The organism is Gordonia sp. BP-119, assembly GCF_016924115.1.
GTDB classification, from domain to species: Bacteria; Actinomycetota; Actinomycetes; order Mycobacteriales; family Mycobacteriaceae; genus Gordonia; species Gordonia hongkongensis.
Window position 1 is genome coordinate 1 of the sequence record NZ_JAFFZF010000065.1, and the last position, 17007, is coordinate 17007.

The 17007-nt window shown below is 64.7% G+C and carries 16 protein-coding genes; 8 read left to right on the forward strand and 8 right to left on the reverse strand.

Annotated elements, in window-relative coordinates:
* Positions 1 to 103: 103 nt before the first annotated feature.
* Positions 104 to 328, reverse strand: a complete 225-nt coding sequence (locus JW364_RS22840) for a helix-turn-helix transcriptional regulator (protein ID WP_205334414.1) — start codon at positions 326 to 328, stop codon at positions 104 to 106.
* On the reverse strand, positions 329 to 1483 hold the full coding sequence (locus JW364_RS22845; RefSeq protein ID WP_205334415.1) for a site-specific integrase: 1155 nt from the start codon (positions 1481 to 1483) through the stop codon (positions 329 to 331).
* 120 nt (positions 1484 to 1603) lie between these two features.
* On the opposite strand from JW364_RS22845, the gene JW364_RS22850 reads away from it, so the two are divergent.
* A complete protein-coding gene (locus tag JW364_RS22850) occupies positions 1604 to 2506 on the forward strand; it encodes an ATP-dependent DNA ligase (protein ID WP_205334416.1) in 903 nt (300 codons plus the stop codon).
* A gap of 97 nt (positions 2507 to 2603) precedes the next feature.
* Here the strand turns inward: JW364_RS22850 and JW364_RS22855 are convergent, their stop codons facing one another.
* On the reverse strand, positions 2604 to 2816 hold the full coding sequence (locus JW364_RS22855; RefSeq protein ID WP_205334417.1) for a hypothetical protein: 213 nt from the start codon (positions 2814 to 2816) through the stop codon (positions 2604 to 2606).
* A gap of 173 nt (positions 2817 to 2989) precedes the next feature.
* Between JW364_RS22855 and JW364_RS22860 the strand changes: the two genes are divergently transcribed.
* The 4 genes from JW364_RS22860 (at position 2990) to JW364_RS22875 (ending at position 9847) form a co-directional block, all read left to right on the forward strand.
* Positions 2990 to 4189: a tyrosine-type recombinase/integrase gene (locus JW364_RS22860; RefSeq protein WP_275892339.1), complete on the forward strand. Its 1200-nt coding sequence runs from the start codon at positions 2990 to 2992 to the stop codon at positions 4187 to 4189.
* Complete coding sequence (locus JW364_RS24590; protein ID WP_205334419.1) at positions 4182 to 6605, forward strand: site-specific integrase; 2424 nt, start codon at positions 4182 to 4184, stop codon at positions 6603 to 6605. The genes JW364_RS22860 and JW364_RS24590 overlap by 8 nt, the downstream gene beginning before the upstream one ends.
* A gap of 172 nt (positions 6606 to 6777) precedes the next feature.
* Positions 6778 to 8640 carry a class I SAM-dependent DNA methyltransferase gene (locus JW364_RS24595; protein ID WP_205334420.1) on the forward strand — a complete coding sequence of 621 codons (1863 nt, stop codon included), beginning with the start codon at positions 6778 to 6780 and terminating at the stop codon, positions 8638 to 8640.
* Positions 8633 to 9847 carry a hypothetical protein gene (locus JW364_RS22875; protein ID WP_205334421.1) on the forward strand — a complete coding sequence of 405 codons (1215 nt, stop codon included), beginning with the start codon at positions 8633 to 8635 and terminating at the stop codon, positions 9845 to 9847. The genes JW364_RS24595 and JW364_RS22875 overlap by 8 nt, the downstream gene beginning before the upstream one ends.
* A 246-nt stretch (positions 9848 to 10093) precedes the next feature.
* Here JW364_RS22875 and JW364_RS22880 read toward each other — a convergent pair whose 3' ends face one another.
* Positions 10094 to 10306: a hypothetical protein gene (locus tag JW364_RS22880; protein ID WP_240199502.1), complete on the reverse strand. Its 213-nt coding sequence runs from the start codon at positions 10304 to 10306 to the stop codon at positions 10094 to 10096.
* Between the two features lie 233 nt (positions 10307 to 10539).
* Between JW364_RS22880 and JW364_RS22885 the strand changes: the two genes are divergently transcribed.
* Positions 10540 to 10758: a hypothetical protein gene (locus tag JW364_RS22885; RefSeq protein WP_240199503.1), complete on the forward strand. Its 219-nt coding sequence runs from the start codon at positions 10540 to 10542 to the stop codon at positions 10756 to 10758.
* A gap of 163 nt (positions 10759 to 10921) precedes the next feature.
* On the opposite strand, the gene JW364_RS22890 is transcribed toward JW364_RS22885, so the two are convergent.
* Together JW364_RS22890 and JW364_RS22895 are read right to left on the reverse strand one after the other, a co-directional pair.
* Positions 10922 to 11473 carry a hypothetical protein gene (locus JW364_RS22890; RefSeq protein WP_205334423.1) on the reverse strand — a complete coding sequence of 184 codons (552 nt, stop codon included), beginning with the start codon at positions 11471 to 11473 and terminating at the stop codon, positions 10922 to 10924.
* Between the two features lie 432 nt (positions 11474 to 11905).
* Complete coding sequence (locus JW364_RS22895) at positions 11906 to 12358, reverse strand: lipoprotein LpqH (RefSeq protein ID WP_205334424.1); 453 nt, start codon at positions 12356 to 12358, stop codon at positions 11906 to 11908.
* A 902-nt stretch (positions 12359 to 13260) separates the two neighbouring features.
* Between JW364_RS22895 and JW364_RS22900 the strand changes: the two genes are divergently transcribed.
* Both JW364_RS22900 and JW364_RS22905 read left to right on the forward strand, forming a co-directional pair.
* Positions 13261 to 15165, forward strand: coding sequence for a MucR family transcriptional regulator (locus JW364_RS22900; RefSeq protein ID WP_205334425.1), 1905 nt, complete (start codon positions 13261 to 13263; stop codon positions 15163 to 15165).
* A gap of 196 nt (positions 15166 to 15361) precedes the next feature.
* Entirely contained in the window at positions 15362 to 15667 is a 306-nt protein-coding gene (locus JW364_RS22905) for a hypothetical protein (protein ID WP_205334426.1), read from the forward strand.
* A gap of 67 nt (positions 15668 to 15734) precedes the next feature.
* On the opposite strand, the gene JW364_RS22910 is transcribed toward JW364_RS22905, so the two are convergent.
* Positions 15735 to 16295, reverse strand: coding sequence for an RNA polymerase sigma factor (locus tag JW364_RS22910; protein ID WP_205334427.1), 561 nt, complete (start codon positions 16293 to 16295; stop codon positions 15735 to 15737).
* 20 nt (positions 16296 to 16315) lie between these two features.
* Positions 16316 to 16759, reverse strand: a complete 444-nt coding sequence (locus JW364_RS22915) for a hypothetical protein (protein WP_205334428.1) — start codon at positions 16757 to 16759, stop codon at positions 16316 to 16318.
* Positions 16760 to 17007 lie beyond the last annotated feature (248 nt).

Sequence of the window (17007 nt, forward strand, 5' to 3'; positions counted from 1 at the left end):
TCGAACGCGGCTCAGCCAACTCAGGCAGCTGCTGACCGTCGTCGTGCTGCTTATCGTCTAACGCCATGCTCATAGATTGTCCTCTCACTGATGAGCACTGGACTTACACAGACCATCTGACACCCCCCATGAGCTCATCGACGGTGCAGTCGAGTGCGGCGCAGATCTTGTCAAGATCGTCGAGACGGATCGTGACCGGCGACTTGGACCACAGTGCCACGACTTTGCTCAGTGATGGCTCAAAGCCCACGTCTTCGAACGCCTTCAGTAGTTGCGTCGGCCTCCAAATGTCCCGTTGCGCGGCAACCATTCTCAGATTCCACTTCATCTAACCCTCGATTCCCAGACGTCGAACCGCTCGCTGCGTGGAGGTCAACACAGCGTGCTCCGGATCGGCACTCGTAGATGCCAGATAACCCACCGTGGTGCTCGGCCATTGGTGCCCGAGCAGCCGCTGCACATCCCATAGCGGCATACCGTTCTGGTAGTTGTGCGTCGCGCAGGCGTGGCGCAGGAGGTGAGGAAACAGCTCATCAACGGGGCCGGGGAGATACACTCTCGATGCGCGTTTGAGTGCCTTGCGGAAAGTCTCGGGACGGATTGGCGATGCTGTGGCCACGTTCAACGCCGCGACCGCGGTCGGCAGCCGTTCCGAAGGCCACAGCGGGGCCGCGTCGTTGGAGGCGTCGTCGCAGAACTGGCCGCGTATGTTCTCGATGTACCACCAGAGCAGCTCTCGTCCCTCCGCGAAGAGGAATGCCTCACGCTGCCGCGGGCCCGAACCGCGCGCACCTTTGCCGGTCACGATAAACCGGCCCCAGTGCCCTCGCTCCCAGTGCACGTCACCGATCTTGACCGCGCACAGCTCCTTCGCTCGGACCCCCGATAAGTACGCAATCTTGGCCATGACGTAGTCGCGCACCGCGACCGGGTACTTGCGGGACTCGACCAGATCAGCTCGCCACGCTGCGAAGAACTCAGTCATCGCCCGCTGGGAGGGAGGGATGCGTAGCGCGAAGTCGCCGCGGTGCCGGGGGCGGTTGAACGGGTCGACCGGCGAGCGCACCGTCACGCCGAATCTGCGTGCGATCTCGCCGCCATATCGTTGTTCGAGGAAGGCGTAGTACGTGTCGACCTGACTAGCCTTCTTCCGCATCGTCGAGTGGTGGCGTTTACCCGGCCCAGAGAAGTACTGATCGAACTGCCTAGACGTCAAACGCCAAGGCACACAGCCATAATGGTCGCAAACCTCCAAGACCGGCCTGACCAAGGACTGCAATGTCGAGGGCGCCAGTCCTGAGACGTCGCGCGCCCAGCCGTACTCCGCAATTGTCTCCACGAAGAACGCCGACTCATCGACAAGATCAGCCGCGTCGGAACGCGCAGCTTGGATCACCTCGATGTCCGCCAACCCACTGGGTACGACAGATCCTGGCGCCTCGGCTGCAACCGCAGCCGCTCGGCGGGTTTGGAAATCTGCCATAAGTTCGCACTATATGTTCATAACTGTCAGAATCTCGCAGTAATCGCCATATTCCCGGTGCTCGCACGGCACCACCGAAGGCGCCCGAGACCAGGAACAACCTGAGCATGGTCCCCCGCGGTGCGACTCAGAACCCGCCTGCACTCCAGTGGCCAGCGCTGTGTCGCCCGAGTCGCCAGCGGTGAGGTGTTGCTGCTGAGCCGCAACCTCAGCCCGATCACCTCGACCTACCCGGAGATCACGGCCGCCCTGGTGAACGCCAGTGGCGGCCGCGACGTCGTGGTCGACGGCGAGATCGTGGCTCTCGACGCCGCCGGACGGCCGTCGTTCTCGCTTCTGCAACGACGCATGCACACCCCGCGGCCGGGCCGGCGGCTCCTCACCGACGTTCCGGCGGCGTTCTACCTGTTCGACGTCCTGGAGCTCGACGGCTCCGACGTCGCACCGCTGCCCTACCTCGCGCGCCGCGAACTGCTCGACACCTCGCTCACCAGCACCGGCGCGGTGCAGGTCACCCCGTACTGGCCTGACAGCTCCGCCGAACCGATGCTCGAGCTCGCGACGACGTTCGGCCTGGAGGGCGTGGTCGCCAAGCGAGCAACGTCGAGATACGTGCGGGGGCAGCGATCCCCGGCATGGGTCAAGGTCCCGTTGCGGCTCAGCGCCGAAGTGATCGTGTGCGGGTGGACCGGCGGCCCGACCATGGTGCGGTCGCTGCTGGTCGGCGGCTACCGGCCCTCGGGCGAATTGGTCTACCTCGGCGAGGTCGGTACCGGGTTCACCCAACGGCACCGCCGCGAGATCGCCGAACAACTCGCGGCGATAGCGCGCCCCGAGCACCCGTTCACCACCGAGCACTCCCCCACCAGGATCAGAAACGTGCGGTGGGTGCGACCGGTGTTGATCGGCACCATCGAGTACCGCGAACTCACCCGCCGGCTGCGACATCCCTCGTGGAAAGGCTTGCGCACCGACAAAACCCCGGACGAGGTGATCTGGCCCGAACACGACACCCAGCCCTGACTACTCGGGCATCGACTCACCCACCCGCACAACGCAACCACGATGGCCCTGTGGCAACTGACCCGCCGGGGAGGGCGGCAGCGCAGCGCCAGCGGAGTCAACTCGTGGCTTCTCCGAGTCGTTCGACCGGTCCGCCGACCTCATCGGCGTACGCCTGGGCCTCGGTGGCTTCGTCGTCGGTGTAGACCCGAACACCGGCCGGCCTACCGGGCGGCCGCACGATCAACGTCAACTCCCCCACTGCGACGCGGCCGCGTGTGGGTGCGACGCGATTCGTGGGCCCGGCCCCGGCATCGTTGTTCTCGGTCATCGCTCGGCGGCGTCCTCTCGCGGTTGCAGCGCCTCGGGCGGCACCCACATCGTGATGACGGCCGACGACACGTGGTTGGCGCTTTCGACCGGCATCTGACAAATACCGCGCCACAGACCATTTGTCCTGTTAACTGCACCAAACGTGTACCAAGCCCGTGGCGGAGGCAGTTGATGGACGATCTGAGACGCAGGGTGCTCGAAGGGGAGGTCGACGTGCCCGCAGTCGGCGAGGTAAGCCGGCGTCTACCTCCTAGGATTCCGCCGTACGTGGTGACGATCAACGGAGAGGAGATCGCACCGATCGTGGACTACCTAACGAGTCTGACGCTGTCCGATATGAGCCCCTTGACGGTGCGATCGTATGCCCACGACCTGCTTCGCTGGTGGAGGATTCTGGCGGTGGTCAACGTCGACTGGGATCGCGCCACCACCTCCGACGTCGAACTTCTGGTGGGTTGGCTGCGGATCACACCGAATCCGCAACGCCGACGCAGCGACCAATCGGCGCCGCAACCCGGAACTGTGAACCTGCGCACCGGAAAGCCGCTGCTGGCCCGAGGATATGCGCCGTCGACAATCAACCATGCACTGACCGTTGTCTCCGGGTTCTACGAGTTCCACCTCCTATACGGACGCGGTCCGCTACTTAACCCGGTTCCTGCGTCTGCCGCGCGACGCCGGATGACCCGCCACCACAGTCCACTCGAACCTGATGCGCCGCAGCGGCGAGGACCGCTGCGCCAACGGTGCCCACGTCGCGTTCCTCGATCGATCCCAGATGGCCTGTGGGACGAGCTGTTCACGACGATGTCTCACGACCGTGACCGTGCGCTGCTGGCCTTCTACGTCTCCTCGGGCGCCAGGGCCAGCGAACTGTTGGGCGTCACTGGAGCAGACGTGGACTGGGCGAACAAGAAGCTATGGGTGGTGTCCAAGGGCAGCCGCGAACTGGCCGCAGTACCGGGCTCCCCCGAGGCGTTCACCTACCTGGCCCGGTATCTCCGACAGTGCGGAACACCAGGACCCGCCGAACCGGTGTGGCGGACCCTTCGTGGTGATCCCCGGCCGCTGACGTACTGGGCGATGCGGCGAATCATGCAGCGCGCCAACGCCGTACTCGGCACGAACTGGACTCTGCACGACCTACGGCACACCGCTGCCACACGAATGGTCAACGACCCCAGTCTGACGCTTCCTGAGGTACAGACCATCCTGCGCCACCGGCACCTGTCAGCGACCGAGCAATACCTACAACCACGCATTGAAGAACTACACGACAAACTCCAGGAACACTTCACCCGTTCCCACCCCGAACCCACCTACAGCCCCGGGTACGACGCCGACGACATCGCGACGGTGTTCGGTGAATAGAGCCAGCGAACGTGCCCGGATACCCCGCCAGCCCGACCACGCAGCGCCACCCACCCGGTACACCAGACCCACGATCATCGCGCAAGCCGCCGCGCCGCGGGCAGTGCACCGCTACGGCGACCTGTCAGCGGCCCCCATGTCGACGATTGTTGCCCTCGCTACCAGCGTGTGGCCCGAGCCAGTCCATCGGCGGCGCAGCCGTAACCGCGGGCTGGACAAGATCGGTGACTACCTGCGCAGCCATCCCGGCGAAACGTGGCAACAACGCTGGGACGCATGCGAACTCAACACTCGACTGTTGCCCGCCGGCGATGCCTCCCCCACAGGCGCAACGACTGCCCGCGCCGAGTTCGCGCAGGGCCTTGAAGCGCTGTTCGCGCTGCGCGTGATCCGCCCGACGTTGCAAGCCTTTCGGGTCAACAAACTGATGCGTTACTCCCACGAGTTCGCCCAAGCCGAAGGCGATCCCGAGCTGCAGCGCTTTATCACCGCCGTCAACGAGACCGATGCCGGCGACAAGTTCAAACGGTGGGCGATCTTCGACGTGTGCACCGCGCTGACCTACCAAGGCATCCCGATCGCCGATCTCACACCCGAAGCATTCATGGACTACGCAGTCCGCACACGCGCACTGACCGATCGCAACGGTGAACACCTCGGCAAGTACGTCGGACACCTGGCCTGGCAGGTCCTGCACGGATGCGGGCACTTCCGAGCCTCAGCACCACCCACGCTGCGGGGCGCCCTCCGGGCACCGCAGCTGACAACCACACAGATGGTTGACCAGTATCCGGTCGCCAGCCAGCCGGTACGGCATCTCCTCATCGACTACCTCGATCGCCGCGGCGCCGAGATCGACTACGCCTCGCTGGCACGACAGGCACACCTCATCACGAAGCTGTTCTGGCTGGCGATCGAACAGCTCAACCCCGGACAAACCGACCTTCGCATCTCCCAAGAGCTCTATGCCCGGTGGCGAGAACACATCATGGTCTGCGATGACGGCAGCCCGCGCACCGACCAGGCAACTGTCCTCGGCGCGGTGCGGACCATGTACTTCGACATCAACCTGTGGGCCACTCACGAACCCGAAAGGTGGGCGCGGTGGGCCGCGCCCTGCCCCGTCCCACGCAGCGACATCCGCATGCTGATGAACCACAGACACCGCGTCCGCGAACGAACCCACGCCACCATCCGCACCCTGCAACCGCTGCTACCGGCACTCATCGACGCCGTCGCAACCCGGTACGAGACGTGGCGCACCCTCCTCGACACCGCCACCGCTGTCGAGGACCAGCAACAGTTCACCGTCGGCGACCGGACCTACACTCGCATCTATTCCCGTGAAGACCGCCGCCTAGCCGCCCAAGGCGCCGCGCCACGAGTCCGGGTGCACGACCACCAGGCCGACAAAGGCATCGATGTCACTCGACAGGAAGACGCCGCGTTCTGGGGGTGGGCCATCGTAGAAACCCTGCGGCACAGCGGACTACGCATCGAAGAATTGACCGAACTGTCCCAGCTGAGCGTGCGCCAGTACCGACGACCCAACGGTGAAGTCATCGCACTGCTGGTAGTGGCACCGTCCAAGACTGACCGCGAACGAGTGATCCCCATGTCCGCGGAACTGTTCCACGTCATCGCCTGCATCATCCGCCGCATCACCGCTGGTCGAGCCGCGGTGCCGCTGGCCACCCGGTACGATGACTACGAACGCATCACCAGCGACCCGCAGCCGTTCCTGTTCCAACGCCGCATAGGCCAACGCATCGAAGTGATGACCACCGGCGCGATCGGCACACACCTGCGCAACGTCTGCGCCGACATCGCCACCACCGACCCCCGCTTCGAGGGAATCCACTTCCGACCCCACGACTTCCGCCGACTGTTCGCAACCGAACTAGTGAACAACGGCCTACCCATCCACATCGGCGCCGCCCTCCTCGGCCACCTCGACCTCGAAACCACCCGCGGCTACGTCGCTGTGTTCAACGAAGACGTCACCCGCCACTACCAAGCCCACCTACAACGCCGGCGCGCACTCCGCCCACCAGAGGAATACACACCCGTCACCGCCGCCGAGTGGGCCGAGTTCGAGGCGCACTTCGACAAACGCAAAGTCGAACTCGGCGGCTGCGGCCGTCCCTACGCCACGCCCTGCAGTCACGAACACGCTTGCATCCGGTGCCCGATGCTCCACGTCGACCCCAAGATGCTCCCACGCCTCGACGACATCGAGCGCGATCTCATCACGCGCCGCGACCTGGCCCGCACCGAGAACTGGCTCGGCGAAATCGAAGGGATCGACCTCACCCTGTCGTTCCTGCGCGGCAAGAGGACCGAGGTACAACGCCGACTCAAGCGACACACCGACCTAGGGCTTCCAGCCGTGAGCAGACCATCCCGGCGCGACTAGGTAGCTGTGGTACCTCCCGACGGTCGGCAACCCCGAGACCGCGACGTCACGCGTGGATGCTGAGCGGAAACGTCAAGAGCTCGTTGAAGCGCCCTCGATCACGCTTGCGAACCAAGTTTGTGGCGTCGGCCCAGTGCATCACCCCCAACGCGGAGCGCCCTACGATCGACGAGTGGCCGAGAGTAAAACCGAGAACCTGTTCCGAGCCTTTCACGGAACTGACACGTTCGTCGAAAAGCACGACATCCCCAAAGATTTCGGCTTCCAGTCCAAACGTGCCGACTCTACCGATGTCGCAGGCCACCCCGACTTCTTCAAAGAGATGGCCGGCGGCTGGCTCATCGTCGTCGAGGCCAAGTCCGGAGCTCCTGGGCTGAAGACCAATCATGCGGCCGCCGAGGCGGACATTCGCAGCTACATGGCCAACAACGCGGTCCCACGCGCCGACATCATCGGAATCGCGGTCTCCGGTCAGACGAAGCGGTCCCTCAAGGTGACCTATTTCTTCCGTAAGGGCGACACCGACCTCATTGAGGAGATCGATGGGCTCCACGGCCTGATCGACCTTAAGACGCTCTCTCGGCACTACAACGTCCTCGCCCACGGCGATCCGCTGTCCGACGCCGAACTGCGCCGGTTCTTGGTGAACCTCAACGAGCGATTCCACAAGGACTCGCGGGTGCGCGACACCGACAGGTCGCTGTTCTTTTCCGCGTTGATGATTGCACTCGACGACTCGAAGTTCCGCGGCGTCTACAGATCGCAGGTACCGCCTGAGGACCCTCGTATGGTTAAAGCCCGCTACCTCAACGACGAGATTGTCGAGGCGGTCACGCGACAGCTTCAGAAGAAGGTGAACTCCGAGTCCAAGATGATCGACTGGGAGGACCGCTTCGCCTTCGTCAAGACCATCGACATCCCGCTCACGGAGTACAAGGCGATCATCACAGACATCGATGAGCACGTGCACCAGCCGTCCAAGGACTTGACCAAGCACGACGTTCTCGGACGCGCCTACAAAATCTTCCTTTCGCGCGCCGGCAAGATGGACAACAAGAACATCATCCTGACGCCCGACCACATCAAAAAGTTCATGGTCGACCTCGCTGAGCTGAGCCGCGACGATGTCGTGCTCGATACTTGCATGGGCTCGGGCGGCTTCCTCATGGAGGCAATGGAGCAGTTGGTGGCCAAGGCCAAGGGGGCAAGGGGGCGGATCGAGAAGATCCACAACCAGCAGCTCGTCGGCATCGAACTCGACCCTGTGCTGTTCGCGTTGGCGTGCAGCAACATGTTTCTACACGGAGACGGGCGGTCGAACCTTATCTTCCGTGACTCGTTGGTCACCCGCGGCAAGTCCTTCGACATCGCTGAAGCCGACGAGGACTTCCGTGACTACATTGCCAGCCTGGGACCGTCTAAGTGCATCATCAATCCTCCCTATGAGCAGGACAATCCCATCAACTTCACGATGTCGGCGATCGAATACCTGGAAGAGGGCGGCCGCCTCGTCATAATCATGCCCGTCAACACCCTTTCCAAGGATCACAAGGCGGCTGCCGAGATCCTGGAGCGCGCCAGCTTGGACTTCGTTATCGACATGCCTCAGCAGCTGTTCTTCGAGCAGCAGCGCGGGGTCAAGACGTCTATCTTCGGGTTCACGAAGGACAACAACGGTCACGACCCGAGCTCGCTAGTCACGTTCCTGGACATGGAGGATGACGGCCACCAGGTCCGCTCCGGGGCTGGGCGTCGCGACACCGGGCGATGGCCGGCCATCGCAGAAGCAGCTGAGAGAGCGATCCGAGACCGAGCCGAAGATGTAACAGCACGCTCCTGGCGCTCGCCTATCTACGACGATAAGGGGAAGCTCAACTGCCGTGGCGTGCGTCAAAACCCCTGGCCCAAGACCGAGGAGCACGACTGGGAGACGGCCGTCGCCGACTATCAGGAGGCCCGCGCGTTGCGCGAGGAAGCGGTGGCCAAGATGTCCGAGGTGCTCACCCGCGCCGGTATCGGAGGGTTTGATGCCTAAGGAAGACTGGACCAGCAGGGCCCTACGTGAAGTCGTCACGCTCCACGAGCCGATGCTGGCCGTGCACGAACCCGCCGACGAGGTTGCGACTGTCGGCATCCGCTGGTACGGGATGGGCCTGTTCGCCAAGCCCGCCAGGCGGTCGGACATCAAGGGCGAGTCCTACTACGCACTAAAGCCCGGCGCCCTCATCTACAGTCGCCTGTTCGCCTGGAAGCAGTCTTTCGCCGTCGTCACTGATGAGTTCGCCGACGTTATTGCTTCCGACGAGTTCCCCCAGTTCGACGTCGATCCCGAGCTGGCCACCGCAGAGTATCTCGCGCTCTACTGCAGTTCACCGATCTTCGCCCAGAGGGCACTGGAGAGATCGGACGGTGCCACCGCGATCAGCCGCAACAGACTCAAAGTGCCGGATTTCCTGGACCTACCCGCCGTTCTGCCACCGCTTGACACCCAGAGGAAAGTCGTCGAGATCGTCGCCGCCGTCGACGCTGCGCTGGTGGCAACTGAAAGAGAGGCCGCCGCCATCGCTAGTCTGCTGCTCATCCGGCGCGAGGCACTCACAAACGACCCCGACCAGCCGGAGGCCAAGGCCGAGAACGCATTTGACATACGACTCGGCCGCCAGCGATCACCCGAGCGCGCCACCGGACCGTCTATGACCAAGTATCTGCGCTCAGCGAACGTCGGGCACGACGAACTGCGACTCGACGACGTCATGGAGATGGACTTCAACGACAAGGAGCGCGACCGGCTCAAGCTCGAGATCGGCGATGTCCTAGTGTCAGAAGGCAGCGCCGGCGCGGGCGCCGTCGGCATGCCCGCCGCTTGGAACGGCGAGCTCGACGGCCCTGTGTGCTTCCAAAACACGCTATTGCGGTACAGGGCTAGAAACGGCGTCACCACGCCCCAGTTCGTCCGGCACTGGTGTCTATGGGCATATGAGTCGGGTGCCTTCCGCGACGCTTGCCCACCGGGCGTCAACATCCTTCACATCGGGTCCACCCGGGCCAAGGCCATGCGTATGCGGCTGCCCAGCCTCGAAAGCCAGCAAGCCATTGTCGAGGAGCTGGAGCCACTCACAGCAGCGGTGGCGAGCCTCCGGTCTGAGGCCAAACGGCTCCGCGCTGTCAAGGCGTCGCTGCTCGATGGGCTGCTAACACAGAAGATCGACATCGTGGACGCGCCAGACGCAAGATCGATCTGATCGAACCTAGAGCCGCTCGGTCCAGTGCATAGCCGCCTCAGCTGTGACGTAGGCGCGGACGGGTGGTCTCCATATTTCCACGTATCGAACGCCCCGGCCAGCAAACTCATCGTCCGTGATCCACAGGTAGTCCCGGTAGGTCGTCACGCTCACACCATCTCGCACGTCCTCTAGGATGGACCGAACCAACTTTTCGAAACCCATGTCGATGCTCGTCGGTCGTCCCATACGACCACCAGCCTTGACTTAGTGCAGAGAAGAGACCTGCAACCACGCCATGAGGAGCGCGGGCATGGTCGGTTCGATACGGGCACCGGAGGCACGCACCCGCAGCGACACTCCCCCACCGGCGGCATACGACCGTCCGCAGGACGGGTCAGCGATCGCCATGTCGATCAGCACGGGCCTGGGCGGGTCGACCACGCGTAGTGTTCGGGTGTCGGGCCAGCGATCGAACATGCTCACAGTTTAACCCCACGGGTCGAATGGGTGTTCGATGGTCGTGTAGTTTGTACGGGTAGGCGGGGGTGTGACCGGAAGGGAAGTCCGGAACCGTATGCACCCCCGCCGTTCCCACCGCGGGAGGTGAATCGGTGGATGCGCGACCACGGTTGCACGTGACCCAACGTGCCATCCTCACCGAGGACGACAACGGTGTCTGGACGGGCCGGTATGGCGGAGAAAACTGGTCTGTGACAGCAGATTCCGAAGAAGACGCTCTTCAACGTCTGCGCGAGAAGCTCGAATCCCTCCTCGACGACGACGAGCGCACCGCACGCATCATCTCTCTCGGGGAGCAGGCCGCCCAGGGCAGCTACACCGAAGAGGGTTTCGAGGCGCGTTTCATCAACCAGGAGGCCTACGAGGATCGGATGATCGAGGCGATGGAGACCTATTTCGACCAGGACTGACCCGTGACGTCTGCGCCTGACAACCCTCGCCGCTGATGCAGCGGTGGGATCGCCGCCGCAGATCTTCGCCCCCGCACCTGGATCGTCACGACCTACTGAGAGGGCGTGGCGGGCCGGCGTGTCGGGCCGTTGGACAGGGGCCTCGCGACGGTGCCCCGGGGACTCAGATTGCGCCGCTGTTCGCCGCGAACATCGCGGCGTAGAGGACTGCCACGGTCCGGGATGCTTGCTCGCGGACAGCGCTGTCGGGGTCGTAGAAGTAGGCCTCGACCGTGTCGATGAGATGGACTGGGGTCGGACGGAACCGTCGGAGGCAGGCTATCGCTGTGGCCCGCACGCTCGGGTCCCCGATCTGGTCAGCAACGAGATGCACATCCTCTCGCTGGCCATGCTCGGTCAGGCACTCGAGGATCCCCGATCGACAGGCACCCAATCCGCGGTCTGCTGCGAGTCTCGATAGGTCGTCGCGATGGTCGCGGGATGCCAACTCCCGCAGCGCTTGCGCCGCTTCGGTCAAGGCCTCAGCGCTCGCTGGTGGCTGAAGGTAGAACTGGTCGATGAGAACCTCAGCGGCGCCGCAATCGCGGGTGCCGGTGCTGGCCAACGACCGGCAGAGATCGATCCGGAGTTGATCGACCTCGCTGCTGTCGGTGAACCCGGATCGTTCCTCGATATGGCGCAACCAGTCCACGAGAACGCACGTGGGACAGGACATCCGCCGCCTGCCGGCTACGCCGAGGTGTCCACGCGAGTGTGGCGAAGAAGCGGCGTGGGCGAGGTCGGCGGCGAGGCGCTGGTAGACGCGCTCTCGCCTCGACGGCGCTGTCACATCGGGCCTGTCGATCGGCGGTCGACTTTTCCCTGCGTGGGTAGCGCGGGAACGCAGCCTGGCATCGCGAATCCTTACCGTCCGGAGCCGCCGCGGATCGGCTGGCTGTTCGGAGGGTCTGATGCATCTGGGCTGCCGTGATGTTCCGCTCAGACCGACCGATCAGCCGGACATGCCTGGCCCACGGCGTCGGTGGAACTGAGCTCCTCAGGTGTTACGTCGAGCTGATCACTGACCGCCGGGAAGCTGGGTGATGCCCGCGGAGTCGATCACTGCCCACGACAGCGGGCGACCCGGCGATCCAAGGCTTGTGCGGTGTCAGTTGCAGGTTGCCGAGAACTCGAATTGCTTAGTGATAGGTACGGCAAGATCCCAGCTTTCCGCGGTCCCGCGAACCGTAATTCGGGAACCGTCTTCGTCGACGTCTTCGACCGATCCTTTGCCCTGCTTGGCGGTGTACAGGACCCCATCGAGTCCGAACGACACCCTCACGAGTTTCGGTGGATTGCCTGGCTGGAGATCGGCAATGAGCCCGGGCTGCCCGTCGGTGGGGTCCTGTCCGGTGATGCTGATGGAATCGCTCTGTCGGTAGCACATGAACTCAGCCGGGTCGATGCCCGGGAGTGGTTGGCCATTGACGGTGACGCTGAGTTCGGCGTAGGGGATGTCAATCTTGGACAACTCCGGCCGCGTATCCGCGGCTTCGGAGGCATCGGATTCCGAACATCCGGCTACTACGAGGCCGACCCACGATGCCACCAGCAGTGGCACCACGAAACGCTGACGGCTAGCCATAACTCTGTCTCCCCCTGGGCTGGTCGTGAGGCTCACGATCTGCTTGCTTGCTGCGGGACTGTACCGGTCGAGACCGCGAAGGGAAGGCACCGGATCGCCGCGGCGCCGATCGGTCACATACCGCCGGGGTCGCCGACGACGGAACACACCGGCTGGGAACCGGGCGGGGTCCTTGCTGCAACTCATCACCGTGCAGCCATTGATTCGCGCGTCACCGACAGGGATATTCCTGCCGCACCCCCGAGTGCGGTCGGCCTCTGCGCACACGTCCGTGCGCGCAGCGGCCCCGAGCGGCACCGTCCGAGTGCGAGACCCGCTCGCGCACAGGGGCAATGCGTCACTGGCGATGTCGTCAGCCGCGAGGGAGGCCCACCGTTTCTCGGTTGCTGTCATGCAGCTGGTGTGCGAAATGATCGGACGCCATCGAGGACCGTCTCGTCTTGGCGAGACGGTCGCTCCAACGGTCGCGGACCAGATCGCGGTGCTGGTCCGTCACGACGCCTTCCACATCGCGAAGACGGTTGCCGCGACGGCAAATAGGACCCAGAAGTCCTCGATCGGGCCATCGGTGCATCGACTGCATGTACAGCTGTGTGACCCCTGCGGCGCCGAGATCTTCGGTTCCGTCACCACGGACGGCCAGGTGCGGCCATTCGCCGCCCGCGTCGAGCGAAGACCATGTCGGATACGTGCCGCCGCGCGGCCGGACAGCCGATCCACTCTGGGCCGTGTCGCCTATCGGTGGCAGCTGGTTGCTCTCGAGTTCTGCTGAGTCCACGGCTGGCGCTGACATCTGTCATCGGCTCGGCGTGACCTATCCTTTCCCGGTGGTTGCGCAATCGTCGGTGTTGGCTCGGAGATGGGCTGATTCTGCACCGTTGCGTGCCCAGCAGTGGGGCCTGATCACCAGCGCCCAATTGCAGCGCCTCGGTGTGAGCGGGTCGAGTCAGCTTTTGCTCCGGCGCAACGGATTGCTGGTGTCGGTGGCCAGAGGTGTGATGCGCGAATCCCGCCCGCCGGCGGACGACCTGCTGGCCGCAGCCCAGCTGGCCTGGGTGTCGGCAGCGCCGGGTTCGGCTCCGGAGGAACGGCTCTCGGCCGAGCGGCCAGACTATGTGGTCACCGCGTACACCGCGCTGGCCCTGCATGGACTCGCCGATCCCCCAGTCGAGACGCTGCCGCAGCTGGCAGTCACCGGGCGCTTCCAGCACCGGCAGACCGCCACCTACGCGATCGTTCCTCGCCGAGCGGATCTATCGTGGGATGACGTGGCGGTCCTCGACGGACTGCCCGTCTTCACCCCAGCCGCGGCGATCCGCGATCTCGCCGCGCACGGTGGCGCTCGGTTCGCCGACGACCTGGCCGACTACTTCACTGCTGTCGCCGGGGCCGCGGCCGGCCGCCCCGATCGTGCCGCCATCGTCGCCGCGATCGCGGCCACCGGTGTCCGCCTGGACGCCCCATCGTCTCCCCTGCCCCCGCTGCTGGCTGGCAAATGGGCCGATACCGCGTCGCTGCGGACGGCCCAGTGGGGACTGATCACCAGCGTCCAGCTCCAGCAGCAGGGCGTGACCCGCAGCGATCACGTGAAGCTGCGCGACGCGGGCCTGGTGGTTCCGGTCGCCAACGGAGTGATGCGCGAGGCCGACCATCCCGGTGAGGGCGTCCTTGCCGCTGCGCAGCTGGCCTGGGTAGCGGCCGTGCGGGATTCGACCCCTGCTCAACGGTTAGCGGCGCCCCGTCCTGACTGTGTGGTCACCGGCACGACCGCCGTGGCCATCCATGGCCTCGGCCAGCCCGGTGAGGGGCTGCCGCAGCTCGCGATCACCAAGGAGCGCAGAAACGGCCCACGTACGACCACAACCGCGCGCTATCTGGGCCGCTCGACAGCGTTGTCGTGGGACGACGTCGACATCGTCGATGGCCTGCCTGTGTTCACCCCGGCCGCGGCGATCCGCGACCTCGGCCAAGACAGCCGTGGCCGGCTCGTCGATGACCTCGCCGGCTACTTCGCCGACATCGCCATCGCTGCTGCCGACCGCCCCGATCGCGACGCCATCGTGGCGGCGATCGCTGCCTGCGGCGCCCGCCTGCGCACGGTGGTCTGCGATGCGCGCGCCATCCTCGACCGGGTCTACCGCACCGCAGGTGTCACCGACGACGACCTGTTGGCGGCCACCATTTGGGGCGGCCAGTGGCAGCGGCGCTTCACCGCCGACCGAGTCCAGCACATCGTGGCTACTGCGCTGTCGGCCGCCCTCGACACCATCGCCGGCCGAGCCGGAGACGATCTGTCCACCGCCCTGATTCACCTGTTAGAACGCAACGGCCAGGCGCGTCAATGTGTTGTGCCCGAATGCGAATGGTGGGCGGTGGAACAAGACCGCTGCTACGCGCACGCGATCCAGCGGCGACGCGAGCGCGTGCTACTCGACCCCTCAGGCGTCGATTCCTCCACCACGCCGACTCCTCGCCGGTCAGGACATGGTTGGTCGGGCCACCTCGACGACGACGGCGAGACAATCGCGTGCCATGAATGTGGTGAGCGGTTCCGTGCGCTGACCCGCACCCATCTGCAAACCCACGACCTGACCGCCCGCGAGTACAAACAGCGCCACGGCATCGAACAGCGCATCGGATTGGTCTCCACCGAGATTCGCGAGCGGCAGCAGCACCAGGTCGCCACCAACCCCCGAACCTCGGAGCGGTTCCGCCGAAACCCGAACGCGCCACGCCTGACCGATCTACCGTCAGCCCTCCTCGACAAGGGTCAGTCTCGCTGATCGCCCTCGTCCACGACTGCTGGGGCGGACTACTGCCCCATGTCGAAATGCGCAGACGCACACGAGAAAGGGCCCAACCCGATGACAGGAGCACACATTCTTGGGTAGGCACTCCTCAGGACGGACCGCCCCGGGTCGTGGGGGTTCCCATCTTCTGAGCGCTCGTCTTCTTCTCGCCGTCCCGATATGCCTGTGCATGGGCATATTCGCCCTGTGGTGGGGGATCTCGCTGGTGGCCAACCCCGAAACCTGCAATCTCCAAGCGATGACCTCAGCCGATCTCTGCAAGCCCGGAAGCAGGGGCTCCGAGACCCTCGTTCGAAGTTCAGAGCTCGACTATCCGGCTGGCGACTTCGCGGGATACCGAAGCCTGAATGAGCAGGTCAGCCACAACAAAAGATTCCTCTTCGTCTACATCAGCTCTGGCCTGTTCTTCGTCTGCATCTCCCTCTGGCTCGGCTTTCAGCAGCTCGTCCTATTCCTGGAGCGCCGCATCCACTAGCCACACCCACCGAGACAGAAATCTGTCCCGCACTCGATCGTCATGGCCTGACGCTGCGGGAAGCTCGCTAGTGTCCCGTCGCTGCGGCGGTGTCGCGCAGGAGGTCGGCGAGTTGGGTGCGGGCTCGGTTGAGTCGGGATTTGACTGTCTGAACACCAACGCCTTGGTGGGCGGCGATGTCGGCGTAGGTGAGATCGCCGAATTCACGCAGCACCACGGCTTCTCGAAAGTCCTCGGGCAGTTGTGCCAGCGCTTCGCGTACCGCGTCGCGCAGCACGATCTGGTCGTCAAACGCTGACTGGTGGGTGTCGTCGACGAGTTGGATCGGCTGGTCGGGATCGGTGAAGTCGGTGATGGTGGTGTTGGCTTTGCGGCGCCGCACGACCATCAGGGCGTTGTTCGCGGCCACCCGGTGCAACCAGGTGCTGAACTTCGACTCACCGCGGAACTTGTGCAGGTTCTGCCACGCCGCGACGAGGGTGTCCTGCAGGGCGTCCTCGGCGTCATGGGGGTTGGAACAGATGTTGAGGCACACCGCCCACACGTGCGTGCGGTGAGCGCCGACGAGCTCGGCGAAGGCGTGCTGGTCGCCGTTACGTGCTTGCAGCAGCAGACGTGCTTCGTCCATCAACTCCCCCAACCCGATTCTCAGATGTCGTCGTGCGTGTCGTGGGCACCGGGGTGCGGGTCCTCGACACCGGCGTCGGCGAGGTTGACACTTGCGCTGCCCTCCTCGGCGGGCGGGAGCTGTCCCTCCTCGGCGGCGTCTTGGGCGGCGTGAGCGATCGGCGGATCAGCCGGCGCCTCGTCGGGCGGGCTGTCGGGGTTGTCGTCGCCCAGGTCGATGTCCTCATCGGGGTCGGTCGGCGGGGTGTCGTCCATGTCGGGGACGGTGTCGGGGTTGGCGACGGCGGTCGGGTCGAAGGCGGCCTGCAGCGCGTTGTCCCACACTCCCGGCGGGAGGTCGGCGGCGAGGGTGGCGGGGTCGATGCCGAGTGACGCCAGAACCGGCGACGGTTCGTCCTCCTGCATGTGTTGACCTCCGTTTCTGGTGAGGTGGTCGGCGACGAAGGTCGCCGTCGGCCCGGTCACCAGGTGAGATGTTACGGCCCACCCCTGGTGTTCCCGACCAGGTCCCGACAGCTGTGATGTAATCCTCCTCGCCAGATAGACGCGGATTCGGGGTCGCGGCGATCGTGGGCGGGAACATTCCTCATTCCTGGTGGCAACAGATTCCCGACACGCTCACAGACTCCAGTTCGAAAGAGGACCCACCATGTCCGGTACCCCCAGCAGCGACGCCCCCATCATCAGCCCCGACGAGCCCTACAACCCCGACG

Coding starts and splice junctions, on each gene's coding strand:
- JW364_RS22840 (WP_205334414.1), bottom strand. CDS start 328: ATGAAGTGGAATCTGAGAATGGTTGCCGCGCAACGGGACATTTGGAGG.
- JW364_RS22845 (WP_205334415.1), bottom strand. CDS start 1,483: ATGGCAGATTTCCAAACCCGCCGAGCGGCTGCGGTTGCAGCCGAGGCG.
- JW364_RS22855 (WP_205334417.1), bottom strand. CDS start 2,816: ATGACCGAGAACAACGATGCCGGGGCCGGGCCCACGAATCGCGTCGCA.
- JW364_RS22860 (WP_275892339.1), top strand. CDS start 2,990: ATGGACGATCTGAGACGCAGGGTGCTCGAAGGGGAGGTCGACGTGCCC.
- JW364_RS22875 (WP_205334421.1), top strand. CDS start 8,633: ATGCCTAAGGAAGACTGGACCAGCAGGGCCCTACGTGAAGTCGTCACG.
- JW364_RS22880 (WP_240199502.1), bottom strand. CDS start 10,306: ATGTTCGATCGCTGGCCCGACACCCGAACACTACGCGTGGTCGACCCG.
- JW364_RS22890 (WP_205334423.1), bottom strand. CDS start 11,473: ATGTCCTGTCCCACGTGCGTTCTCGTGGACTGGTTGCGCCATATCGAG.
- JW364_RS22905 (WP_205334426.1), top strand. CDS start 15,362: ATGGGCATATTCGCCCTGTGGTGGGGGATCTCGCTGGTGGCCAACCCC.
- JW364_RS22910 (WP_205334427.1), bottom strand. CDS start 16,295: ATGGACGAAGCACGTCTGCTGCTGCAAGCACGTAACGGCGACCAGCAC.